This window comes from Cupriavidus sp. LA-1 (genome assembly GCF_055385985.1).
Genome location: NZ_AP031387.1, coordinates 1041435 through 1064373 on the forward strand (window position 1 = coordinate 1041435; position 22939 = coordinate 1064373).

At 62.3% G+C, this 22939-nt stretch carries 19 protein-coding genes and 1 tRNA gene; 10 read left to right on the top strand and 10 right to left on the bottom strand.

All coding sequences use genetic code 11. The features are described 5' to 3' along the window. Positions 1–144 precede the first annotated feature (144 nt). Positions 145–402, top strand: coding sequence for a hypothetical protein (locus ACZ5MJ_RS05005; protein ID WP_464222729.1), 258 nt, complete (start codon positions 145–147; stop codon positions 400–402). A 160-nt stretch (positions 403–562) separates the two neighbouring features. Next, positions 563–970 (top strand): heme-binding protein, encoded by a 408-nt coding sequence (locus ACZ5MJ_RS05010; protein WP_464222730.1) that lies wholly within the window; start codon positions 563–565, stop codon positions 968–970. A gap of 256 nt (positions 971–1226) precedes the next feature. Here the strand turns inward: ACZ5MJ_RS05010 and ACZ5MJ_RS05015 are convergent, their stop codons facing one another. The 4 genes from ACZ5MJ_RS05015 to ACZ5MJ_RS05030 all read right to left on the bottom strand — a co-directional run bounded on the left by ACZ5MJ_RS05015 (position 1227) and on the right by ACZ5MJ_RS05030 (position 3699). Continuing rightward, positions 1227–1556: a hemin uptake protein HemP gene (locus ACZ5MJ_RS05015; RefSeq protein ID WP_464222731.1), complete on the bottom strand. Its 330-nt coding sequence runs from the start codon at positions 1554–1556 to the stop codon at positions 1227–1229. A 248-nt stretch (positions 1557–1804) separates the two neighbouring features. Further along, positions 1805–2218 carry an ExbD/TolR family protein gene (locus ACZ5MJ_RS05020; RefSeq protein ID WP_464222732.1) on the bottom strand — a complete coding sequence of 138 codons (414 nt, stop codon included), beginning with the start codon at positions 2216–2218 and terminating at the stop codon, positions 1805–1807. 21 nt (positions 2219–2239) lie between these two features. After that, a complete protein-coding gene (locus ACZ5MJ_RS05025; protein ID WP_432257590.1) occupies positions 2240–2968 on the bottom strand; it encodes a MotA/TolQ/ExbB proton channel family protein in 729 nt (242 codons plus the stop codon). Positions 2969–3039: 71 nt separating this feature from the next. Beyond that, entirely contained in the window at positions 3040–3699 is a 660-nt protein-coding gene (locus ACZ5MJ_RS05030; protein ID WP_464222733.1) for an energy transducer TonB, read from the bottom strand. A 483-nt stretch (positions 3700–4182) separates the two neighbouring features. Between ACZ5MJ_RS05030 and ACZ5MJ_RS05035 the strand changes: the two genes are divergently transcribed. After that, positions 4183–6483, top strand: a complete 2301-nt coding sequence (locus ACZ5MJ_RS05035) for an AAA family ATPase (protein ID WP_464222734.1) — start codon at positions 4183–4185, stop codon at positions 6481–6483. Positions 6484–6496: 13 nt separating this feature from the next. Here ACZ5MJ_RS05035 and murI read toward each other — a convergent pair whose 3' ends face one another. The 4 genes from murI to ltrA form a co-directional block, all read right to left on the bottom strand. After that, positions 6497–7306, bottom strand: a complete 810-nt coding sequence (gene murI, locus ACZ5MJ_RS05040; RefSeq protein WP_464222735.1) for a glutamate racemase — start codon at positions 7304–7306, stop codon at positions 6497–6499. Between the two features lie 104 nt (positions 7307–7410). Next, on the bottom strand, positions 7411–8934 hold the full coding sequence (locus ACZ5MJ_RS05045; protein ID WP_464222736.1) for a fumarate hydratase: 1524 nt from the start codon (positions 8932–8934) through the stop codon (positions 7411–7413). Between the two features lie 205 nt (positions 8935–9139). Continuing rightward, positions 9140–10099: a DMT family transporter gene (locus tag ACZ5MJ_RS05050; protein WP_464223654.1), complete on the bottom strand. Its 960-nt coding sequence runs from the start codon at positions 10097–10099 to the stop codon at positions 9140–9142. Between the two features lie 195 nt (positions 10100–10294). Further along, complete coding sequence (gene ltrA / locus ACZ5MJ_RS05055; RefSeq protein ID WP_078197072.1) at positions 10295–11995, bottom strand: group II intron reverse transcriptase/maturase; 1701 nt, start codon at positions 11993–11995, stop codon at positions 10295–10297. A gap of 1357 nt (positions 11996–13352) precedes the next feature. Between ltrA and acs the strand changes: the two genes are divergently transcribed. The 3 genes from acs to ACZ5MJ_RS05070 all read left to right on the top strand — a co-directional run bounded on the left by acs (position 13353) and on the right by ACZ5MJ_RS05070 (position 17662). Next, entirely contained in the window at positions 13353–15335 is a 1983-nt protein-coding gene (gene acs / locus ACZ5MJ_RS05060) for an acetate--CoA ligase (protein ID WP_464222737.1), read from the top strand. 101 nt (positions 15336–15436) lie between these two features. Continuing rightward, positions 15437–17488 (top strand): VC_2705 family sodium/solute symporter, encoded by a 2052-nt coding sequence (locus ACZ5MJ_RS05065; RefSeq protein ID WP_464222739.1) that lies wholly within the window; start codon positions 15437–15439, stop codon positions 17486–17488. 83 nt (positions 17489–17571) lie between these two features. After that, a tRNA-Ser gene (locus ACZ5MJ_RS05070) sits at positions 17572–17662 on the top strand. Positions 17663–18034: 372 nt separating this feature from the next. Here the strand turns inward: ACZ5MJ_RS05070 and ACZ5MJ_RS05075 are convergent. Beyond that, positions 18035–19111 (bottom strand): hypothetical protein, encoded by a 1077-nt coding sequence (locus ACZ5MJ_RS05075; RefSeq protein ID WP_464222740.1) that lies wholly within the window; start codon positions 19109–19111, stop codon positions 18035–18037. A gap of 146 nt (positions 19112–19257) precedes the next feature. Here ACZ5MJ_RS05075 and ACZ5MJ_RS05080 point away from each other — a divergent pair, with 146 nt between their 5' ends. Next, positions 19258–19527: an HGGxSTG domain-containing protein gene (locus ACZ5MJ_RS05080; RefSeq protein WP_464222741.1), complete on the top strand. Its 270-nt coding sequence runs from the start codon at positions 19258–19260 to the stop codon at positions 19525–19527. Positions 19528–19531: 4 nt separating this feature from the next. Here ACZ5MJ_RS05080 and ACZ5MJ_RS05085 read toward each other — a convergent pair whose 3' ends face one another. Next, positions 19532–19780 (bottom strand): helix-turn-helix domain-containing protein, encoded by a 249-nt coding sequence (locus ACZ5MJ_RS05085; protein WP_464222742.1) that lies wholly within the window; start codon positions 19778–19780, stop codon positions 19532–19534. Positions 19781–20119: 339 nt separating this feature from the next. On the opposite strand from ACZ5MJ_RS05085, the gene ACZ5MJ_RS05090 reads away from it, so the two are divergent. The 3 genes from ACZ5MJ_RS05090 to ACZ5MJ_RS05100 all read left to right on the top strand — a co-directional run bounded on the left by ACZ5MJ_RS05090 (position 20120) and on the right by ACZ5MJ_RS05100 (position 22881). Then, on the top strand, positions 20120–21106 hold the full coding sequence (locus ACZ5MJ_RS05090; protein ID WP_464222743.1) for an IS5 family transposase: 987 nt from the start codon (positions 20120–20122) through the stop codon (positions 21104–21106). A gap of 155 nt (positions 21107–21261) precedes the next feature. Further along, complete coding sequence (locus ACZ5MJ_RS05095; RefSeq protein ID WP_464223655.1) at positions 21262–21615, top strand: surface-adhesin E family protein; 354 nt, start codon at positions 21262–21264, stop codon at positions 21613–21615. Between the two features lie 693 nt (positions 21616–22308). After that, the gene (locus tag ACZ5MJ_RS05100) at positions 22309–22881 is read left to right on the top strand and encodes a hypothetical protein (RefSeq protein ID WP_464222744.1); all 573 of its coding nucleotides are present in this window, start codon (positions 22309–22311) and stop codon (positions 22879–22881) included. Positions 22882–22939: the final 58 nt, after the last annotated feature.

The window sequence follows — 22939 nt, forward strand, 5'->3', positions numbered from 1 at the left end:
GTCAAAATATTTGAACGGACTGCTCAAAGGATCACCTCTGTCGACATAAGGGTTTTCCCCTAAACTACGCCCATGACATCGTGATGACGCCTGTTTCGTGGGCCTCCGCGGTGCCTCGACCAACCAAGTAGCAAGGGGAATTTCATGAAGATCAAACAAGCCGTTGTTGCCGCCGCCGCGCTGGCGGTGCTGGCCACTGTATCCAACGCCTCGTTCGCCGCTGTCGGCAAGGTCGACCCGTATCTGGACGGCGCCAGGATCGGCGCGGCCGATCCGTACACCGACGGCGCCAAAGTGGGCAAGCCGGATCCATTCACCGATGGTGCCCGCGTCGGCAAGGCCGACCCGTACACCGACGGCGCCAAGCTGGGCAAGCCCGATCCGTTTACCGACGGCGCCTGATCCCGGGACTGTGCCCGCATGACAAATGGCCCGCCTTGCGCGGGCCATTTTGCTGTGGAGCGCACCCCTGCACAGGCCGCAGCGGTGTGTCTGCCATGACGATGACAGGGGTGCGGCGCTATACTTCGGCCTCAACCAAATGAATGACCAGGAGAGTGGTATGCAGCAAAAGACGGTTCTGACGGCAGACGACGTGAAGAAGGTCATGGCCGCAGCGGAAACCGAGGCGAAGAACCATCACTGGGCCGTGTCCATCGTCGTGGTCGACGACGGCGGCCATATGCTGGCCATGCAGCGCCTCGACGGCGCCGCGCCGATCTCGGCCTATATCGCCGGTGAAAAGGCCCGTACCTCGGCGCTGGGCCGCCGTGAGTCGAAGATCTATGAAGACATGATCAACAACGGCCGCCAGTCGTTCATGACGGCGCCCCTGCTGCAAGGCATGCTGGAGGGCGGCGTGCCCATCGTGTGCAACGACCAGGTGGTCGGTGCCGTAGGCGTGTCGGGCGTGAAGTCGACCGAAGACGCGCAGATCGCGCGTGCCGGCATCGCTGCGCTGGGCCTGTAAGGCATCGCGCAGGCGTATGAAAAAGCCCCGCAGGCATGGCCTGCGGGGCGGATTAAAAGAGGGCATGGCTGGGTACGGTCGACCTGGCGTGGGGTCTGAATCCCGCCCGCGAACACTACCTAGCTACTACCCAACACCTCGTTTCGAGGTGGTCCCCACAAAAGTCTTTACTGCCACCTGCGTGGCGCCCGCGCCCGGCGCGGATCTCGTTCACTTCCCTTTGGCCTCCACTTCGCAGTAGCGCCGCAGAGCCGCGTCATTTCGTCAGGATCAGCTTGCCATAGCGCGTCACGCGCAGCGTGTAGACCTCGCCGTTATGCAGGATCGGCAGGGTATTGGCGCCGCGCATGATGGCGTCCAGTGCCACGGGCTCGCCGGCCGGTGCCGACGACAGGCTGTCGCGCACCAGTGCCTCCAGGCGGGCCGGCAGGGCCGCCACCGCGGACTTCACGGAGGCGATGGCCGACGGCGCGGCCTTCGCGCTGGCCTCGCGGCGCGGTTGCGCGGCCACCTCGACACGGCGCAGCGACAGCCGGCGGCGGGTGACTTCACGCGGTTGCGACAGCGGCAGGGAAAGTGTGCTCATCATCTGGCTCCATTCTGCAATAAGGGAGGGGGCGATCAGGGAAGGGCGCGCCGCACATGGCGCAGTCGATGGCGTGATATTAAATGAGAATTGTTATCATTACAATAGCCTTCGACCAGGATTCGGACAACGGCTACAAGCCGGCTGGAACGAGGCGCAGCGGTGATGTGGCGCGCGCTGGCACGCTGAACGACAAAGGGCACCCTGAGGTGCCCTTTGTCGTTCGCAAGCGCCTGGAGGCGCCGGGTTTAGTGCTTGGGTTCGGTGATAAAGCCGATCTTGCCCAGGCCGCCGTGCTGCGCGGCGGCCATGACCTCGGCTACGCGCTCGTAGCGCACATCGCGGTCGGCGCGCAGGTGCAGCTCGGGCTGCGGCTGCTGTTGCGCGGCCAGCGCGATATTGCTTTCCAGCGTGGCCTGGTTCACTTCCACCTCGTTCCAGAAGACCTTGCCGCTAGCGTCGATCGAGACGTTGATGCTTTGCGGCTTCGGGTCGTTCGGGGTGTTGGAGGCGCGCGGCAGGTCGATCTTCACCGCGTGGTTGATCACGGGAATGGTGATGATGAAGATGATCAGCAGCACCAGCATGACGTCGACCAGCGGCGTCATGTTGATCTCGCTCATCACCTCGTCGTCGTCGCCGTCGAGAGTACCGAATGCCATGATGACTTCCTTGCTGGCGGTTTAGCGCTGTGCCGCGGCCAGGCGCACGGTGCCGTCCTCGGCGCGGGCGCCGCTGGGGCGCACGCGCGCGCCAGTGACGAAATAGGCGTGCAGGTCGTGGGCAAAGCGGTTGAGCTTCGAGATCACCGACTTGTTGCCGCGGGTGAGGGCGTTATAGCCCAGCACGGCGGGAATTGCCACGGCCAGGCCGAAGGCGGTCATGATCAGCGCCTCGCCCACGGGGCCGGCAACCTTGTCGATGGTCGGCACGCCCGAGGCGCCGATGCCGATCAGCGCATGGTAGATGCCCCACACGGTGCCGAACAGGCCGACGAACGGTGCAGTCGAGCCCACCGAGGCCAGCACTGCCAGGCCCGACTGCATGTGCGCCACCGAGTCATCGATGGAGCTCTTGAGCGATCGGGTCAGCCAGTCGGAGATGTCCATCACGTCGTGCAGCTGCGGCTGGCTGGCGCGGTGGTGCTGGGCTGCTTCCTTGCCGGCGACGGCCAGGGTGCGGAATGGGTTGGCATCGCTGGCGCCGAGGGTTTCGAGCGCGTGGTCGAAGTCGTCCGAGTGCCAGAAGCGCTTTTCCGCGCCTTGCGCCATCTTCTTCAGGCGCACCAGATCCCATGCCTTGGTAAGGATCACGATCCATGAGGAGAGCGACATGATCAGCAGAATGATCGCGGTCGCACGCATGACGAAGTCGCCTTGCGTCCAGAGGTGGGAGAGTCCGAGGTCCTGCATGTGTTGGTTCCTGGTGAGTTCGCTTGGTTTAGGTCAGATCATTCAGATCGATCAGAGATCGGAAATCGGGGTCAGTTCAGTTCAAAGCCGATCGGCTGCTGCGCCGTCACGGCAACGGCGCGGCCGTTGTCCATGTATGGCTTGCAGCGCATGCCCTGCACGGCTTCCACCGCGGCCTGGTCCAGCCGCGACGAACCGCTCGACGACACCACGGCAGTCTTCACGACCTTGCCGCTCTCGTCGGTGGTCAGGCGCACCACGGCCTTGCCGGTCTCGCCCATGTGGCGTGACTGGGAAGGATACTTCGGTTGCGGCGGCGTGCACTGGATTTCGCCGATGCCGACCGCGCGCGGCGCGGCGGATACCGGTGCCGGGGCGGGTTCCGGGGCAGGCGCCGGAGGTGCCGGCGGCGCGGGCGGGGCCTCGGGCGCATTCGGCGTCGGCGGCAGGCTGGCCACCGGCTGCGGGGTCGGCCTGGGCTGCGGCGGGGTTGGCTTGGGCGTGGTCACCTTTACCTGCTTGGGCGGGGTTTCCTGCCTGGGCGTGGGTTTGGGCGGCTCCGGCGGGGCTTCCTGCTTGGGAGGCTCCAGCGGAATGATGCGCGCGATGATCTCGGGCGCGATCACGGCTTCGGTGAGTTTGCGGCCCAGGCCGCTCTGGATCAGGTAGAGCAGGCCGACGTGGAACAGCAGTACGGCGAGCGTAACTTTGAAGAAGCGTTGGTCGAACATGTGTCAACAACAAAAGTCTGCCGGCGGCGGCACCGCGGCGGCTGTGCGCGTCACTTGCGATAGAACAGAATCAGCGAGATGCCGCAACCGACCAGCAGGCTAAGCAGCAATTCCATGATAAACGCTCCTTCAACTGGGTTGCCGGGGGAGCGCCACTCTGGGGCAGCGTGTCAGCTGGCGAGTATAAACGATAATGATTCTTATTTGTTGTGATTTGTGCGTCGCAACTGGAATTTTCGGCCCTGGCACGTTATACCGGCAGTCCAGACAGCGTTTTCGGAGGTGAGGCAGTCGTGGTGCGTGCGCGTTGGCGCCCTGGCACTTTGGCGCGCTTCGGTGCCCCAGGCCACAGTCGCCGGCGCCCGTAGTGCACAGTCATGCGCGAGTGGCATCAAAGCGCGCTAGCATAGGAAGACACAGCAGACGTGGCGGTGCGCCGGTCGCGGCCCCGCCATCGCGCATAGCGCATTCAGGGACCCGTCCATGGACTTCACACGTTTTGCTGAAGATGACCGATCGACGATTCTGCGCTCCATGCCTGGCACGTCGTCCAGTTCAGCGCTGGACTGGATGTGCGCCCAGTTTGCCCTGCGCGTGGTCTGCGCGCTGGGCCCTCGCTTCAACCTGCGCAGCAATATCAACGATGTCCTGACCGTCAGCGCGCAGGAAATGGTGTGGCCGTACGGGGTGGTGCTGCGCGTGCAGCGCTTCCTGGCCGCGCGCTGCGCCGACATGCCTGCCTGGAAGGGCACCGCCCGCCTGACCCCCGAAGAGTTCCTGGACCGCCACGGCCAGTGGAACAGCGCCTTCGACGAAAGCGCGCTGTTCTATTACCTGGACGAGTACGTCAAGCACCATGCCAAGGACATGTTCGCCGTGTTCGACGCGTCGGCCGCCGCCATCGCCCAGCGCCTGGAGGGCGAACGCGTATTGCTGGTCCGCAATATCGACATGCTCAGCCATGTGCTGGACCTGCCCGACCACGAGCGCAAGCTGCTGCTGTATGCGGCGCTGGCCAAGTACAAGCGCGACCTGCGCGCGGTGATGGTCGACTGCAAGGTGGCGCACAGCCAGGAGGCGTTCCAGATCCTGGCCGGCCTGACCGGCGCCGGCGCGGCCGACGTGGCCGCCTCGCTGCGGCCGGGCTCGCGGCTGGAGACCCTGAACCTGATCGAACAGCCGCTGCCGGAAAACAGCGTGACCGACCTGGGCGACCTGATGCGCTTGTCCGACCGCCTGCTGCACGTGCTGCTCGGCAACTATGCCAACGAGGCCGAGATGATGGCGGTGTTCACGCGTCCGGCCGCGCCGCCCACGCTGACCACCGCCGACTACCCGCATGTCGAGACCGATGCCCGCTACCTGTGCGCGCTGCTGGCCAATGCCACGCGCCAGCATGCCAGCGGCGTCAACGTGCTGATCTACGGCCCGCCCGGCACCGGCAAGACCGAGTTCGCGCGCTTGCTGGCGCGCGAGGCCGGCTGCGAGCTGTATGAGGTGGATTGCCTGGACCGCGACGGCAACAGCCTGTCGGGCAAGGACCGCTACCGCTCGCTGCAGGTGTCGCAGGCCTTCCTGCGCGGGCGTGCCCATACCGCGCTGCTGTTCGACGAGGTGGAGGACGTCTTCCCCGGCAGCGCGCGCGAGCTGATGAGCCTGTTTGGCCAGGAAGACACGCGCGCCTCGGTCAACGGCAAGGCCTGGGTCAACCAGACGCTTGAGCAGAACCCGGTGCCGGTGATCTGGATCTCGAATTCGATCCGGCAGATCGATCCCGCCTACCTGCGCCGCTTCCAGTTCCATCTTGAGCTGAAGATCCCGCCGCCGCTGGTGCGCGAGAACATCATCCGCAAGCACCTGGGCGGGCTGGATGTCAGCGATGCCTTTATCACCGGCCTGGCCGGGCGCAAGACGCTGACGCCGGCGCAGGTGCAGTCGGCCGCGCGCTTTGTCGAGCTGGCGCGTCCCGATGTGGAAGAGCCGGTGGAGGCGCTGATCCTGCGCCAGCTGGAACACGCCGACCGCGCCATGGGGCTGCGCCCCGAGGCCGAGGCGCGTCCGGTGGTTACGCACTACCGGTTGGAGAACCTGCATCTGGAAACGCGCTACGAGGTGGTCAAGATGGTCGACGCGCTGCGCGTGCGCCAGCGCGGCACGCTGTGTTTCTACGGCCCGCCCGGCACCGGCAAGACCGCGCTGGCGGAGCATATGGCGGCGGAACTGGACCTGCCGCTGATGATCCGCCGCGCCTCGGACCTGATGAGCAAGTATGTGGGCGAGACCGAGCAGCAGATCGCCGCCATGTTCGCGCGCGCCGAAGAGGACGGCGCCGTGCTGCTGCTGGACGAGGCCGACACCTTCATGCAGAGCCGCCAGCAGGCGGTGCGCAACTATGAGATCTCGGAGGTCAACGAGATGCTGCAGGGCATGGAGCGCTTCAACGGCATCTTTATCTGCACCACCAATCTGTTCGACCGTATCGACGAGGCCGCGCTGCGCCGTTTCTCGTTCAAGATCCGCTTCCTGGCACTCAGGCCCGCGCAGCGCGTGGCGATGTTTGTCGACGAGGCGCTCGACGGCGACGCCGCCGGCCTGACCGATGCCATGCGGCGCGAACTGGACGCAATGGATTGCCTGACACCGGGCGACTTCGCCACGGTCAAGCGCCAGTGCGTGCTGCTGGGCGAGGCGCTGACGCCCGATGAATTCCTGGCGCAGCTGCGCCAGGAGCATGCAATCAAGCCCGAGGTGCGCGAGCACCGGCCACTGGGCTTCCTGCAGTAAGGGAAGGCGCCGGTCAGAGGGCCGGCGCCGGCTCGATCACCACCGTTTCCGTATCCGCTTCCACCTGCAGCAGCGTGGCTGCCATCGCGCGCAGGTGCGCGGCGTCCTTGGTGGAGGCAAAGCGGTCGTGCGGGGTGGCATCGGGCGCGGCGGCCAGCTTGTGCTCGGCCAGCTTGCGCGCCAGCTGGCGCGCGATGGCGCTGCCGGTATCGACCAGCGCCAGCTGGTCGCCCACCATCGCGCGGATGGTGCCGGAAAGAAAAGGGTAGTGGGTGCAGCCCAGCACCAGGGTGTCGGCGCCGGCTTCCAGCATCGGGGTCAGGTAGGCGTCCAGGCGCTGGCGCACGGCCGGGCCGTCGGTCTCGCCCTGTTCGATCAGCGACACCAGGCCCAGGCCCGCCTCGCACAGGAAGCGGCTTTCGCCTTCCAGCGAAGCCAGCAGCCGCGCGAACTTGGCGCTCTTGAGGGTATTGGCGGTGGCCAGCACGCCCACGACCTTGCTGCGGCTGCCGGCGGCAGCGGGCTTCAGGCCCGGCTCGACGCCGATGATCGGCACCGCCAGCCGTTCGCGCAGCGTCTGCACCGCATGCATGGTGGCGGTATTGCAGGCGATCACCAGCGCCTTGCAACCCTGGCCGAGCAGCCATTCGCAGGCCTGCAGCGTGCGCGCCTCGACAAACGCCTCGGGCTTCTCGCCATAGGGCGCATATTTTGAATCCGCCAGGTACAGCAGCGATTCATGGGGCAGCTGCGCGCGGATCTCGCGCAGCACGGACAGGCCGCCAAGGCCGGAATCGAAGACGCCGATGGGTGCGGGGTTCACGAGGATGCGGGGATGCGAGGACGACAAGAAGAAAGGCAGAAAAAAACCGGGTCGGAACCCGGTCTTTTTCGAGCGCGACGGCAGATTCTACCGTCTTGCAGGCTTTACAGCGCGGCGACCGGGATCTTGCCGATCCTGGCCTGCCATTCGGCGGGGCCGGTCTTGTGCACCGAGGTGCCTTCGCTGTCCACGGCGACGGTCACCGGCATGTCCTTGACGTCGAACTCGTAGATGGCTTCCATGCCCAGGTCCTCGAAGCCGACCACCCTGGCTTCCTTGATCGCCTTGGCCACCAGGTAGGCGGCGCCGCCCACGGCCATCAGGTAGGCCGACTTGTGCTTCTTGATCGCCTCGATCGCCACCGGGCCGCGCTCGGCCTTGCCGATCATCGAGATCAGGCCGGTTTCGGCCAGCATCATCTCGGTGAACTTGTCCATGCGGGTGGCGGTGGTGGGGCCGGCCGGGCCGACCGCCTCGTCGCGCACCGGATCGACCGGGCCGACGTAGTAGATCACGCGGTTCTTGAAGTCCACCGGCAGCTTCTCGCCCTTGGCCAGCATGTCGGCGATGCGCTTGTGCGCAGCGTCGCGGCCGGTCAGCATCTTGCCGTTGAGCAGCAGGGTCTGGCCCGGCTTCCACGAGGCCACTTCTTCCGGCGTCAGCGTGTTCAGGTCGACGCGCTTCGAGGTCTCGGTGTTCGGTGCCCACTCCACCTTCGGCCATTGCGACAGGTCAGGTGCTTCCAGCTTGGCCGGGCCGCTGCCGTCCAGCGTGAAATGCACGTGGCGGGTGGCGGCGCAGTTGGGGATCATGGCGACCGGCTTGGACGCGGCGTGCGTCGGGCTGGCCATGATCTTGACGTCCAGCACGGTGGCCAGGCCACCGAGGCCCTGGGCGCCGATGCCGAGCGCGTTGACCTTCTCGTACAGCTCGACGCGAAGTTCCTCGACCCAGTCCTTCGGGCCGCGGGCGATGATGTCCTGGATGTCGATGGACTCCATCAGCGATTCCTTGGCCATCACCATCGCCTTCTCGGCGGTGCCGCCGATGCCGATGCCCAGCATGCCCGGCGGGCACCAGCCGGCGCCCATGGTCGGCACGGTCTTGAGCACCCAGTCGACGATCGAGTCGGACGGGTTCAGCATCACGAACTTGGACTTGTTCTCCGAGCCGCCGCCCTTGGCCGCGACCTGGATGTCGACGGTGTTGCCCGGTACCACTTCATAGTGGATCACGGCCGGGGTGTTGTCCTTGGTGTTCTTGCGGGCGCCTTCGGGCGGGCTGACGATCGAGGCGCGCAGCACGTTGTCGGGGTGCGTGTAGCCGCGGCGCACACCTTCGTTGATCATGTCGGTCAGGCCCATGGTGGCGCCGTCCCAGCGCACGTCCATCCCCACCTTGACGAAGATCGTGACGATGCCGGTGTCCTGGCAGATCGGGCGCTTGCCCTCGGCGCACATGCGGCTGTTGGTCAGGATCTGCGCAATCGCGTCCTTGGCCGCCGGGCTCTGCTCCAGCTCATAGGCGCGGCCCAGGCTGGTGATGTAGTCCATCGGGTGGTAGTAGCTGATGTACTGCAGGGAGTCGGCGACGCTCTGGATGAGGTCTTCTTGCTTGATGACAGTCATTTTGTGGGGGAGGGCAGCGGTGAAACACAGCCTGAAATCATACACTGAGCCGGGGCGCTCTGCCCGGCTGCATACATCCGTCCACAAGCGATAATGTGCGGCAAGCGCCGCCAGGTGCGTGGTGGCCGGCCGGAAAGCAAAAACCGCGGCACATGGCCGCGGCCTGGCAAGGGCAAAACGCCCTGTATCTTGCCCGCAGTTACCCTCAGCCAGGGGCTCCGCCGTCCGCGCCGGCGGGTTTGCTGCGCCAGGCGGCGCGCGCCAGCCGCCCCGGCCAGCTGGCCAGCACGATCCCGGCCAGCACGCACGCCAGCGCCACCCCATGCGGCCAGCCCGGCTGCTCGCCCAGGAAGACGATGCCATAGGTGGCAGCCGCCACCGGCAGCACCGAGGTAAATACCCCCGCCAGCTGCGCCGGCACATGGCGGATGCCCTTCATCCACAGCCAGAACGAGAACACGCTGGCCGACAGCGCGTACCACAGCACCATCAGCCAGGTCTGCGCCGGCACCGCGGCGGCATCGAAGTTCAGCAGCGGGACCAGCCCCAGCGGCAGCATCAGCAGCCCGCCGATCAGATGCGTATAGGCACAGATCTCGATCGCGGCCAGGGTCTGCGTGAGCCGGCGCGACAGGATCACGTAGATCGATTCGCATACCACCGCGCCCATGATCATCAGGTTGCCCAGCCATGCCTGGCCGCCATTGCCGGCGCCGTGGGAATCGCCCCGGGCGATGTTGAGCACCACGATGCCGGCCACGGCGAGCAGCACCGACAGCACCGTACGCCGCGACAGGCGTTCGCGCAGCAGCAGCCACGACAGGATTGCCACCGTGGCGGGGATGGTGCTGGTGATCACGCCGGCGGCCATGGCGCTGGTCAGCCGCACGCCGTTGAGCATCAGCAGCGTAAACAGGAAGGTGCCGAAGAACGCCTGCAGGAACAGGTTCAGCCATTCCCCGCGCGAGACCCGGCGCATGCGCGCGGGCCGGTACCAGGGCGCCAGGCAGACGATGGCAATGGCAAAGCGCAGCAGCGCGAACAGCAGTACCGGCACATGCGCGATGATCGATTTGCCGAGCCCGACATTGCTGCCGACCAGCGCCATCGAGGCAATCAGGAACAGGGCGTAGACAGGTGCGAAAACTGGCGCATTGGCGGGCACGGGAACCTTGCCTTGGTGGTCCGGCGGGCGGGCGTCTGGCGCGGCAGCCTCGGTGCCGGTCGAAGGCGGCAAGGGAGAGCGCCGCGTTCGGGTATCGGGAGGGTAGGAGAAATCCATTCCTGGACCTCTCCCCCCTAAGAACCGTACGTGCGAGTTTCCCCGCATACGGCTCAAGCCTTTGCAAAGTGCTTGAACTTATTCAAACACCGGTTTCACAGCGACTTTTCCGTAGTGATGAACTTGGACATGGCAATCGGGGTGCAACAATACGCGATTTCCTAGAGCATCTGAGCCCCCAAGAATCCGAGGTTCGATGTGATGGTCATCCCATCCAGTCTCGTCGGTAAGCTCGCCTTGGCACACCACGCACAAGCCGCGCTGAGAAACGTACAGCTTTGCCCACTGCTTTCGGTACGACATGCGATCTGCCATGCGTTCCTGCCGCAATTTTTCGCCATACATCTCCTGCGCCGGGTCGAACGGATGGTAGTCCGCTCGCACCTTCTTGTGCCTCCGGATGAGCGTACCCGCAATCGAATACAACTCCATCCAGTAGCCTTCACCTGCCTTGTTCACAGCCGTGGTTCCGAACACCCAGTTCCGATTTCCGACTGAGGCGAAATACTTCTTCCGCACCCATCCTGAGTTCTTTCCTCGATGTCGCCGTTTTGCCCACCTCCATAGAGCACGAAATATCAGATGCTCCATTCGGGTGAACGCCGCCTTCGCTGCCACCGGGCAGTGATACTGCGCCCAGCCCCTTAGCATCGGGTTCAGCAGTCGAATTAACTTCTCCTGCTTTACCGTCTTGTTTGCACTGATGACCTCCTTCACCTTGCAGTAGAACGCTTTCACGTTCTTCTTGCTCGGCTTGATGAGCAGCGTTCCCGAGTACTTCCGGAAATTCCACCCCAGAAAGTCAAAACCGTCGGCGATGTTGGTGATCCGCGTTTTCTCCGTTGATAGCGTCAGTCCCCGTAATGCTAGGAACTGCTCCACCCACGGTTTCACTTCGTTCTCTAACACCTCCGGCGTGTTGCCGGTGATCACGAAGTCGTCCGCATAGCGCACAACGTTTACCTTCAGCGTCCGCGTCTTCTTGACACCGAACTTGGCTTCAAGAGCCTTGCTCAGTGATCGTTCCAACCCGTTCAGTGCCACATTTGCCAGAGTCGGGGAAATAATGCCCCCCTGTGGTGTTCCAGCGTCGGTCGCCTGAAGCTGGCCCTGAAATACCACGCCAGCCTTCAACCACTTCCGAAGGATTGCTTTGTCCATCGGGACATTGCGCTCCAGCCAGTCGTGACTGATATAGTCAAAGCACCCCTTGATATCCGCTTCCAGCACCCATTGGGCCGAGGCCTTCTGGGATAGGGATACGAATAGCTGAGACATGGCATCGTGAGTCGAGCGATTGATCCGAAACCCATAAGAGTTCGGATCGCTCGTCCCTTCGGACACCGGTTCCAGCGCCAGCAGATACAGCGCCTGCATGGCTCGGTCGTGCAGGGTCGGAATGCCCAGAGGGCGCTTCTTCCCGTTCGCCTTGGGGATGTAGACCCGCCGCAATGGCAAAGGTCGGTACCCCCGGCGCCTCAACCGCCCGATGGCTTCCCACCGGGCTTCAGACGTTTCCCACTTTACGCGATCGACTCCCGCCGTCCGCGCACCCTGGTTCATCGCCACTCGCCGCACCGCCGATGCCTTGGCGGACCACGAGCGGGTCAGAGACCTCTGCAAGGCTTTCACCCTGCGCCAATCCCCTTCCTGTGTTGCCTTCGCAATTCGAATCTGCATTACCCGAACGTTCCGGTCGACGCGGCGCCAATCAATGTCGCCCCATCTTTGCGGTACGCCGGAAGGCGCAGATTCATCCTTGCGGATCAATGCTTCCATGCTGCCCTCCAATCTTGAGGATCTTCCCCAACATCGAGAGACAACATGCCCCTTGAGGGACAGGTTGTCCCTCAAGGGAAGAAAAGTTAAACAAGCGAGTTCAGTCAGCCGTCTTGCGACGAGAAGACCAGTTGGAAGTCTGCCCGCTTTCGCGTGGGATGATGTTTCAATCCCTATCCGAGCCATTACAGCCCGGCATTCGCTTTTTCCAACCTCCCATACCCGCACAGCCGACAGCGTCCCTTGCGGTTCGCCTGCCTGAGCCATACTGCGGCCCGGCAGCCATACGGGCTTACCACGTTCCCTGCGCGTTACAAGACTGGGTTAGAGTCCGCCTCTCCGCCGGTGGTTGTTTGACGACGTACTCCGACGGACCACCGAAGTATCCAACCACGTACCTTTTGGTTAGTGCCTATCATCAGCTTTGGCACAGCAATGCTTACGACGTTTATCAGCGGTTCACTTTCATTACTCATACCAGCCAGCCTAGCTCCTAAACCGATGCTGCTTCGGTTGTCTGCTCACCGACCTCACGGTCCGTGGGCACCCTTGCGGGGGCTACGTTGTCAGGAGAGCTTCACACCCCACCGTTACCAGTGACGCATGTCTCCCTAGGCTACTGCTAGTCGCATAGCAGGTTCTCTATCAAAGCGCCCTCACAGGCGTGTTTGACCGAACCATAACGCACAGAGCTTGCGCTCCGGGACCTCACTTCCTTATTCGCGTGCTCCCGTATGGGCGAGCGCTTGACAATGACGGGCTCTTGCGAGTATCGGTCATCGCCCCAAAGAACGTAGCGCCGATCCATCCGGACCGGTTGAATGCTATGTGGCGCTTTCGCAACAAAATTACCGTTGCATTGGCGCCCGCCGCCTCCGTGGAGGGGCGTTTACAGAGAACTCGCCCAAAGGCGAGCGTCCCCGCCCTTGGGCAATGGCTGGAAGTTCATCCAGCGAAAAGCAAGCTGCAAGTCAGCCAGTACTCCGGCTTTCTCACAACACATCGGACGCCCCACGGCTTTACTGGCCGGGTTTGTCTAGCAAGAAATGGTTGAGATTGGACGGTTCGGGCCGAAGCCTTCTCCTTGTCTCAACAAAGGTCGATGCTCCTTACGTTGGAGCTACCCGGACACGTTGGTGCGTGTCGCACGGTCCGCGGCATTATAGCTGTGCTAGCCTAATGGAGAAGGCAGCACATTCGCGCTGGGCGGCGGGACTTTCCTGTTGCACTGCAGCATGCGGGTGAGCGTCGGGGTAGGCGTCGGGGCGGGCGTATATCCGCGCCGACCGTCAGGTTTAAGTAAGCCGTCGGGCGTACCTTGGCAGCCAAAGCCAGTCCAAAGTCAGGAGACAAGTCCATGTCCAACATCGAATCGGTGATGCAAGAGCATCGCGTGTTCAACCCGCCCGAGGCATTTGCCAGCCAGGCCGCGATCCCCAGCATGGAGGCCTACCGCGCCCTGTGCGACGAAGCCGAGCGCGACTACGAAGGCTTCTGGGCCCGCCACGCGCGCGAACTGCTGCACTGGAACAAGCCCTTCACCAAGGTGCTGGACGAGAGCGACGCGCCGTTCTACAAGTGGTTCGAGGACGGCGAGCTCAATGCTTCGTACAACTGCCTGGACCGCAACCTGCAGAACGGCAACGCCGACAAGGTCGCGATCGTGTTCGAGGCCGATGACGGCACCGTCACCCGTGTCACTTACCGCGAGCTGCACGGCAAGGTCTGCCGCTTCGCCAACGGCCTGAAGTCGCTCGGCGTCAAGAAGGGCGACCGCGTGGTGATCTACATGCCGATGTCGGTCGAAGGCGTGGTCGCGATGCAGGCCTGCGCGCGCCTGGGCGCCACGCACTCGGTGGTGTTCGGCGGGTTCTCGGCCAAGTCGCTGCAGGAGCGGCTGGTGGATGTGGGCGCGGTGGCGCTGATCACCGCCGACGAGCAGATGCGCGGCGGCAAGGCACTGCCGCTGAAGGCCATCGCCGACGACGCGCTGGCGCTGGGCGGCTGCGAGGCCGTCAGGAACGTGATCGTCTACCGCCGCACCGGTGGCAAGGTTGCGTGGGCTGAAGGCCGCGACCGCTGGATGGAAGACGTCAGCGCCAACCAGCCGGACACCTGCGAGGCCGAACCCGTCAGCGCCGAGCATCCGCTGTTCGTGCTCTATACCTCCGGCTCCACCGGCAAGCCCAAGGGCGTGCAGCACAGCACCGGCGGCTACCTGCTGTGGGCGCTGCTGACGATGAAGTGGAGCTTCGACATCAAGCCCGACGACCTGTTCTGGTGTACCGCCGACATCGGCTGGGTCACCGGCCACACCTATATCGCCTACGGCCCGCTGGCCGCCGGCGCCACTCAGGTGGTGTTCGAGGGCGTGCCGACCTACCCGAACGCCGGCCGCTTCTGGGACATGATCGCGCGCCACAAGGTCAGCATCTTCTACACCGCGCCGACCGCGATCCGCTCGCTGATCAAGGCCGCCGAGGCCGACGAGAAGATCCACCCCAGGCAATACGACCTGTCCAGCCTGCGCCTGCTGGGCACCGTGGGCGAGCCGATCAATCCGGAAGCCTGGATGTGGTACTACAAGAACATCGGCAACGAGAACTGCCCGATCGTCGACACCTTCTGGCAGACCGAGACCGGCGGCCACATGATCACGCCCTTGCCGGGCGCCACGCCGCTGGTGCCGGGCTCGTGCACGCTGCCTCTGCCGGGCATCATGGCCGCCATCGTCGACGAAACCGGCCATGACGTGTCCAACGGCAACGGTGGCATCCTGGTGGTCAAGCGCCCGTGGCCGGCCATGATCCGCACCATCTGGGGCGATCCGGAGCGCTTCAAAAAGAGCTATTTCCCCGAAGAACTGGGCGGCAAGCTCTACCTGGCCGGCGACGGCTCGATCCGCGACAAGGACACCGGCTACTTCACCATCATGGGCCGCATCGACGACGTGCTGAACGTCTCGGGCCACCGCATGGGCACGATGGAGATCGAGTCGGCGCTGGTAGCCAACCCGCTGGTGGCCGAAGCCGCCGTGGTGGGCCGTCCCGACGACATGACCGGCGAAGCCATCTGCGCCTTCGTCGTGCTCAAGCGCTCGCGCCCCGATGGCGACGAGGCCGTCAAGATCGCCACCGAGCTGCGCAACTGGGTCGGCAAGGAGATCGGCCCGATCGCCAAGCCCAAGGACATCCGCTTTGGCGACAACCTGCCCAAGACGCGCTCGGGCAAGATCATGCGCCGCCTGCTGCGGTCCCTGGCCAAGGGGGAGGAGATCACGCAGGATACTTCGACGCTTGAGAACCCGGCCATCCTGGAGCAGCTCAAGCAGGCCCAGTGATCCGGTAGCGCAAGCCTGAGCGCAACCCTGAACCCGCCGCCGCGCTCCAGCGCGCCGGCGGGTTTGTTACGATAGCCCCCCACCGACCACGGACCGTCCCCATGCCTGAAGCCCAGTCGCGCTTTCGCCGACGGTTGCTGCTGTACTACGGCCTGTTCACGCTGGGCTTGTTCGGCTTCGTCGGCATGATGGCGCTGCTGGAGAAATCCAATGCCGATGCGCTGTGGCTGGGCTACGTCTTCCTGTTCGTCACCATCGCGATCTATGCCTGCATCGGGCTGATCTGCCGTACCTCGGATCTCAGCGAGTACTACGTTGCGGCGCGGCGCGTGCCGGCCCTGTTCAACGGCATGGCAATCGCCGCCGACTGGATGAGCGCGGCGTCCTTCATCGGCCTGGCCGGCATCCTGTTTTCGTCCGGCTATGAAGGGCTGGCCTACGTGATGGGCTGGACCGGCGGCTACTGCCTGGTGGCCTTCCTGCTGGCGCCGTACCTGCGCAAGTACGGCGGCTACACCATTCCGGATTTTCTCGCCGCGCGCTACGGCAACGGCAAGCCGGGCGGCAACCTGCCGGTGCGCGCGATCGCGGTGCTGGCGGCGTCGCTCTGCTCCTTCGTCTACCTGGTGGCGCAGATCCAGGGCGTGGGGCTGGTGGTGACGCGCTTTATCGGCGTGGAGTTCGCCGTCGGGATCTTCTTCGGGCTGGCGGGCATCCTGGTCTGCTCGTTCCTGGGCGGCATGCGCGCGGTCACGTGGACGCAGGTGGCGCAGTACATCATGATGATCGTGGCCTTCCTGGTCACGGTATCGATGATCGCCTGGAAGCATCATCACGAACCGCTGCCGCAGCTGAGTTACGGCACGCTGCTGTCGAAGCTCGACGCGCGCGAACAGCAGCTGGAGCGCGAGCCCGCCGAGCAGGCCGTGCGCGAGTATTACCGGCAGCAGGCCATCCTGCTGCAGGAGCGCATCGCCCGGCTGCCCGAGTCCTTCGCGCAGGAGCGCGACGCGCTCGACGCGCGCCTGCAGGACCTGCGCGCGCGCAACGCCCCGCTGCGAGAGATCAAGTCGCTGGAGCGGGAACGGCTGGAATTCCCGCGCGACGCCGCGGCCGCGCAGCAGCAATGGAACCAGCAGCGCGAAGATGCGCTGGCGCGGAGTCGCAATTCGCTGTCGTCCACCGAACCCTATCCCGCGGCTTCCGAGCAGGAACGCAAGACCAAGCGGCTCAATTTCGTCTTGCTGGTGTTCTGTCTGATGGTAGGCACCGCCAGCTTGCCGCACATTCTGACGCGGCTCTACACCACGCCGTCGGTCAAGGAAACGCGCAACTCCGTGGCCTGGGCCGTGTTCTGCATCGCCTTGCTGTACGTGTCGGCGCCCACGCTGGCGGCGCTGGTGAAATACGAGTTCTTCCAGCACCTGGTTGGCACCCCCTATGCCGAACTGCCGCAGTGGGTGGTGCAGTGGCGCAAGGTCGATCCACCGGTGTTCAGCATCCGCGATGTCAACGGCGACGGCATCGTGCAGTGGGCCGAGATCCTGCTGCAGCCCGACATGATCGTGCTGGCCGCCCCGGAAATCGCCGGCCTGCCATACGTGATCTCCGGCCTGATCGCCGCCGGCGCGCTGGCTGCGGCGCTGTCCACTGCCGACGGCCTGCTGCTGACCATCGCCAACGCGCTCTCGCACGACGTCTTCTATCACATGGTCGACCGCGAGGCGAGCCACCAGCGCCGCGTCACCACCGCCAAGATCGTGCTGCTGGCCGTAGCGCTCTTCGCCTCTTACGTCACATCGCTGCGCCCTGGCAACATCCTCTTCCTGGTCGGCGCCGCCTTCTCGCTGGCTGCCTCCAGTTTCTTCCCGGTACTGGTCCTCGGCATCTTCTGGCGCCGCACCACCGCGGCCGGCGCCGTCGCCGGCATGTTGGCCGGGCTTGGCGTGGCGGTGTACTACATCTTCGTCAATTATCCGTTCTTCACGCGCATGACCGGCATCTTCGGCAACCGCTGGTTCGGCGTCGACCCCATCGCCTCCGGCGCCTTTGGCGTGCCGGCGGGCTTCGCCGTGGCGATCCTCGTCAGCCTGCTGACGCCACGCAACGCACCGGTGATCGACCGGCTGGTCAGCTACCTGCGCAAGGGGTAGGGCGGGGGGCTGTTGCGTAAGGCGGATTACGGCGACGAAGCACTGGATTCGTCGAACAACTCTGCTATAATCTCGGACTTCCCGGAGAGATGGATGAGTGGTTTAAGTCGCACGCCTGGAAAGCGTGTATAGGTTAATAGCCTATCGGGGGTTCGAATCCCCCTCTCTCCGCCAGAATTGCTCATAAGGCCCTGATTTTTCAGGGCTTTTTGTTTTTCTGCTTCCGCTACCCACTTCTCTACCCACAGTGCGTGCTGAACCCGCAGGCTCAGGATAGGGCTCAGCCAGTAGGCGGAGTCCCTTGTCCGTACGCGATCGTTGTCCTTGCGCGATCAATGAGGGGGAAGCCCTTCAATAGTCTCAGCCCCCCGGGGGCGGTCCCCCCACCCCCCCCCAATTCAGATTAGGATCCCTATCGTTCCCCTTACAGTGGAATTTGGACGAACGATGAGCATCCCGCCAAAATCGGGTTTGCGACGGGACCCTTGCGCAGGGAATTTCAAACGAGAGTATTTTTTTTTGAGGGGGTGAGGTATTTTGTGGCTGTTATTGTTTAACTGTTTTAATTAATCCCGCAATTTGTTCTAGGCCGTCGAAAGTGCTTGGGAGTTTCTCATTATCTGAAACCAGTCCGGAGAAGATGATGTTTTCGAATTTGGAGAGTGCCTCTTTATCCTTTTCCTTGATGGTGGCCGAGTAATCTGCGTAATTCTGAATGAATGCGCAAAGCGTCTTTCTTAGTTCTAGTTGTAGAAGCTGGGATTCTGTTGCTCGGCTATTAATTAGGAATATTCTGAAGAAGTAGATAAGGATTGCGGTGATTGATACTGCTGGGGCGATGGAGAGTAGTAGCGCGTTCTTTATTGAATCCAAATTTTGGAGGTGCGTTAATACTGCCATCAGTTCCGTTGCGGCTGGTACCAGAATGGCTGCGCCGAAAAAGATCATCCAGAAGCGGGTGGTTTTTAATTCTGATTGTTTTTGAGTGGTCAATGCTGCGAAGCCTTGATGTAGGCCCACAAAATTGAACGCATCTTTCTGATCGTCCAGTTTCTTCTGTAACGTGCTGACGCGCTGTTCCCGCGCTTCAAGCGCTTCCTTCCAATCCGCTTCCTTTCTTTCTATCGATGCTGCGGTAGTATTGAAATTGCGGATAGATGTAATATTCTCATGATTTATTAGTTCCTTGATAAGGGCAATCGGCATTCCGCGGATCGCAAAATCGATGTGTGATGCTGCCTCGCCAGGAAGGTTGTGGCCTTTATCCATGGCGAAGGTCTTTGCGGCCGCTAGTTCAAAATTGAGATTTCCCATCAAGGATAAATCGAGTTCTAGGAGAAATCGAAAGGCCATGGCGAAAATAATGCCAAGCTCATCCGGTTTGTTGATGCCGTCGAGATTGGCCAGTTTGTTGCGGAACGAATCGCCAATCCAATTGATGTTGAGGGAGCAATTTTCTGACCATTCCTTTGCGGTGCCCAGCATGGAATCTAAAATATTGACCAGGTGATGGGGAATCGCTTTTTGCTCTTCAGGGACTGGTGTTGCTTTCGCTGCCTGAAGAAAGTCACGTATAATTTCCCGCGTGTGCGGTGTTTCGAAGAATCCAAGCGATTGGCTCATGCTTTATGACTGTGTAATTGGGAATGTGTGGGAAAGTGATCTCATTGTATGAGAAATCGTCGCCCCCGCGCGCTTGATTTGGGCATTGCGTGGGCTTGTATGAGATTACCGCCTGAATCAGTAGTAGTGTCCAACTGAGGAGAAGTATGAAAGCAGCCGGTGGTCAGATAGAGTGCGCCCAGTGCGCTGCAAGGTCCAAGCGCTCAGGCGTGCAGTGCCGGCAGCCAGCGATGAAGGGTAAGCGGGTTTGCCGGTTCCACGGCGGCCTCAGCACTGGGCCAAAGACTGAGGGGGGCAGGGCGCGCTGCGCTCAGGCTAAGACCATACATGGACGAGAAACTCGCGCCATACGCGCGCAACGGGCGAAGAAGCTGAAGGAACTGGCCGAACTGATTGCGCTGTTGCGGTTGGCGTGAGCGACTAGCGTTCGCGCTTTGTCGGGCGTACAGGGGACAGCAGATCAACCACAGTCACATCAAGGTGACTGGCGAGCTTCGCCAGTATTTCCAGCGTGGGGTTTGCAATCTGCCGCTCAATCTTACTTACCAAGGTTCGGTCCACACCGGCTTCCAGTCCCAGACGTTCCTGCGCAAAGCCCTTCGTCTTCCTGAAGCGCTTGATGTTCTCGCTCAGTCGTGACTTGAGTTCAGGAAACTCGGATTCCTGCATGCCGCAACCCCCGGTAAAAAGCTAAAGTGTTGGGTGGTTGGACTTTTTGAGCCACGGCTATCAGGCCACGGATTTAAAGCTACAATCCTAGGGTGGCCTTTGCGCCGAGGGTGAAGAGAGGGTGCCTCAGGGCATGGGCTGTATGAGGGTGGTTAGCGGCTGCCTGGGTGAACGGACAGAGGGGAAGTAAATGGGAACGGGGCGATCAGTGCGGTATGCGGTCGTTGTTGCGTTATTGGGCTGGGTTCAACTAAGGAAAGACTGATTTAATCAGCGCGGCAGTCATCGTTGACTGGCGTGCAAGCGTTGTCATGTGCATGCCCACGATATGAGTCGGAGATGAAGCGACAGATCAGTTTTGCGGAAGCCGAGAGCCACGGCAAGAAGCGGGTGACGCGACGCGAGCGCTTCCTGACGGAGATGGAGAGTTTGGTGCCGTGGTCGCGCCTGATTGAGGCGGTCGAGCCGTACTACCCCAAGGGAAAACGTGGACGGCCGCCGATCGGTCTGGAGCGGATGCTGCGCATCTACTTCCTCCAGCAGTGGTACGGGCTGTCGGACGAGGCGCTGGAAGACGCGCTGTACGACAGCATGGCGATGCGGGCATTTGCCGGGATCGACTTGGCGGTCGAAGCGGTGCCAGACGCGACCACGCTGCTGAAGTTTCGCCGCCTGCTCGTCGAGCATGAACTGACGCGAAAGCTGTTTGACGAGATCGGCATCATGCTGTGCGAGCGGGGGCTGATGATGAAGGAAGGCACGATTGTGGATGCCACCATCATCGAGGCGCCACCATCGACCAAGAACAAGGAGAAGAGCCGCGACCCGGAGATGCACCAGACCAAGAAGGGTAATGAATGGCACTTTGGCATGAAGGCGCATCTCGGCGTGGATGCGACTTCGGGGCTGGTGCACAGCGTGGTGGGCACGGCGGCCAACGAGTCGGATGTGTCGCAGGCGCATGCCTTGCTGCATGGCTACGAAGAGCACGCGTTTGGCGACGCGGGCTACACGGGCGTGGACAAGCGCAAGGAGATGCAAGGCAAGTCCGTGAAGTGGCACGTGGCCGTCAAGCGCGGCAAGATTAAGGCAATGCGTGACGGTGCGGTCAAGGACTTGCTGATCGCTGTCGAGCGGGCCAAGGCCCAGATTCGGGCGCGGGTCGAGCATCCGTTCCACGTCATCAAGAATCTGTTTGGTCATCGCAAGGTTCGCTACAAGGGCCTGGTCAAGAACACGGCACAGTTGTTCAGCCTGTTTGGTCTGGCGAATCTGGTGCTCGGCAGGAAGCTGTTGTTGGCCTCACAGGGGAGCAATCCGTCCTGAGCGCGCAAAGCGCGCCAGAAATGGTGCCAAACGAGAGAAAAATGGCTTGAATCGGCCCATCTCTCCCGCGTTGCGAAAACCGAAATCCTTGGCTTGTGCAACATCAAGCGCAAACCTCATTGATCAGCGATTCCCTAACCGATGCAGCCAATTGGGTGACGTATGCGGAGACCGAGAATGCGGTATGGAGTTATGACAAAGGTTCAGTGACGCGTGCGGGCGCGCGCGTGTCCTATTGGGAGAGGATCGCCCCGAAAACGGACGAGATGCGTAAGAGCTTTGGGGCTGGCGCGCCGAATTCAGAGCGTATTGTTCTTGTTGTTGGAAGTGCGGTTATTGATTGCTCTGCTCGTCGCTACTACCCGATGAGTGCTACGAACTACGACGCGGGTGGGAGGCCGTTAGGCGGATTTGACGGGAACCCTGAAAATACGTCTATCGCGATAGCGCCTGAAACTGCGACGGATGCACTTAGAGAAATACTCTGCAAGGTGCCGCGTCGAAAATAGGACTGCCAGTATTCACAGTGGACGCTGCCCCACTACCCTTCCTATATGCTGATCCCCCGGGGGGATGGTCTCAACCACCGTCCCATTGCAGTCCAGAATCGCAAGCGACCAGTACGGGATTTGCTCAGGGGTGAAAAATAGAGTGTTGGCGCCCGGAAATTGTAATTGCCCTGCACAGTGGTGACGCCAGTGCGTTCGGTGGGGCGCCGTTAGTCCGACCCCAATCGGCGGTAGGTCTTGCGCATCGACGTTGCCGCACTTCAGGCAGTGAGGGGGGCGGGTGCGCAACGCCAGAATTTCCTTCATCGCTTGAGTCCATGCGGGTGACGTGGGGGCTGGTGCTTCAGGGCGTTGGAAAACCCGCTGAAGCCAGTTCCGCCTAGTAGGGGAAGGTAAGCCGAAATCAGCAGCCTCAAAACGCGTAACCAAGTCACAAGTAGGGCAGAATGCATAGTGTGTGACCGCCTCAATCAGGCTTCCTGAGGGGTGTAGGTATGCATGGCGCGTTGCTTCACCACCTACCGACATGCTTTGCGCCCAATCGCATCCGGTACAGGTTGCCGTGTAGTCGTGTGAGTGCATGTGAAGGGCCGTAAGGAGAAGGGGTCGGGAACTTGGATCAGATTGTCGAAGGCGCGCCTGCACTGAAGTGGCTTATTATGGCCCATGATAACGCATAGGACGGGGAACTAAATGCAATGGCTTGACCAATTGGCCAAACTCTCGCTTGGTGATTTGGCGTCCTTCGCTACGGTGGCCAGCCTATTTATCGCCGCCCTCGGCTTACTTATTGCCGTGCTTGGAGTTTCACTGCCCTTGGCGAGCATAGCGTTTTCGGCGGCGCGATTCGTCCGTGAAGGAGAGGAGGAGCGTGCGAGGGAGCAGTTTCGTCTTTATCACAAGCTGATTGCCGAGATAAGCCGTGGCAAAGATGAGCAAGGCCAACCGCACAAACTTGTCAGCCAGCTTGCGTATATCTATGAGCTAAGGAACTTCCCAGCGTATGCAGTCCTTACAGCGGAACTGCTGGAGCGGCTAGTTAGGGAGTGGCAGGAAAACGACCCAGCCTCAAAGAATCACGGCGCGTTAAAGCTTGCCATAGTCAATACTTTGGAGTCGCTGGACAACCAGAAGAGGTCATGGCGGTCGGCAGTTGGCGGCATTTCCCGACAGTCCAAGTTTGGTACCACAGCACCCCATGTCCCAAGCCTTCGATCGTCTGAGGGGGGTGCCCGGAAAGTCTCGGAAAGCACCGAAAACGGGTGATTCCAGTGTGTTTCGTTCCCGGAAAGTCCCGCCCCCGCTATATAAAGCGGGGGCTTCC

Excerpts from the sequence above, each read along its gene's own strand:
- ACZ5MJ_RS05005 (WP_464222729.1), top strand. The coding sequence starts at position 145 with ATGAAGATCAAACAAGCCGTTGTTGCCGCCGCCGCGCTGGCGGTGCTG.
- ACZ5MJ_RS05010 (WP_464222730.1), top strand. The coding sequence starts at position 563 with ATGCAGCAAAAGACGGTTCTGACGGCAGACGACGTGAAGAAGGTCATG.
- ACZ5MJ_RS05015 (WP_464222731.1), bottom strand. The coding sequence starts at position 1,556 with ATGAGCACACTTTCCCTGCCGCTGTCGCAACCGCGTGAAGTCACCCGC.
- ACZ5MJ_RS05020 (WP_464222732.1), bottom strand. The coding sequence starts at position 2,218 with ATGGCATTCGGTACTCTCGACGGCGACGACGACGAGGTGATGAGCGAG.
- ACZ5MJ_RS05025 (WP_432257590.1), bottom strand. The coding sequence starts at position 2,968 with ATGCAGGACCTCGGACTCTCCCACCTCTGGACGCAAGGCGACTTCGTC.
- ACZ5MJ_RS05030 (WP_464222733.1), bottom strand. The coding sequence starts at position 3,699 with ATGTTCGACCAACGCTTCTTCAAAGTTACGCTCGCCGTACTGCTGTTC.
- ACZ5MJ_RS05035 (WP_464222734.1), top strand. The coding sequence starts at position 4,183 with ATGGACTTCACACGTTTTGCTGAAGATGACCGATCGACGATTCTGCGC.
- ACZ5MJ_RS05045 (WP_464222736.1), bottom strand. The coding sequence starts at position 8,934 with ATGACTGTCATCAAGCAAGAAGACCTCATCCAGAGCGTCGCCGACTCC.
- ltrA (WP_078197072.1), bottom strand. The coding sequence starts at position 11,995 with ATGGAAGCATTGATCCGCAAGGATGAATCTGCGCCTTCCGGCGTACCG.
- acs (WP_464222737.1), top strand. The coding sequence starts at position 13,353 with ATGTCCAACATCGAATCGGTGATGCAAGAGCATCGCGTGTTCAACCCG.
- ACZ5MJ_RS05065 (WP_464222739.1), top strand. The coding sequence starts at position 15,437 with ATGCCTGAAGCCCAGTCGCGCTTTCGCCGACGGTTGCTGCTGTACTAC.
- ACZ5MJ_RS05075 (WP_464222740.1), bottom strand. The coding sequence starts at position 19,111 with ATGAGCCAATCGCTTGGATTCTTCGAAACACCGCACACGCGGGAAATT.
- ACZ5MJ_RS05080 (WP_464222741.1), top strand. The coding sequence starts at position 19,258 with ATGAAAGCAGCCGGTGGTCAGATAGAGTGCGCCCAGTGCGCTGCAAGG.
- ACZ5MJ_RS05085 (WP_464222742.1), bottom strand. The coding sequence starts at position 19,780 with ATGCAGGAATCCGAGTTTCCTGAACTCAAGTCACGACTGAGCGAGAAC.
- ACZ5MJ_RS05090 (WP_464222743.1), top strand. The coding sequence starts at position 20,120 with ATGAAGCGACAGATCAGTTTTGCGGAAGCCGAGAGCCACGGCAAGAAG.
- ACZ5MJ_RS05100 (WP_464222744.1), top strand. The coding sequence starts at position 22,309 with ATGCAATGGCTTGACCAATTGGCCAAACTCTCGCTTGGTGATTTGGCG.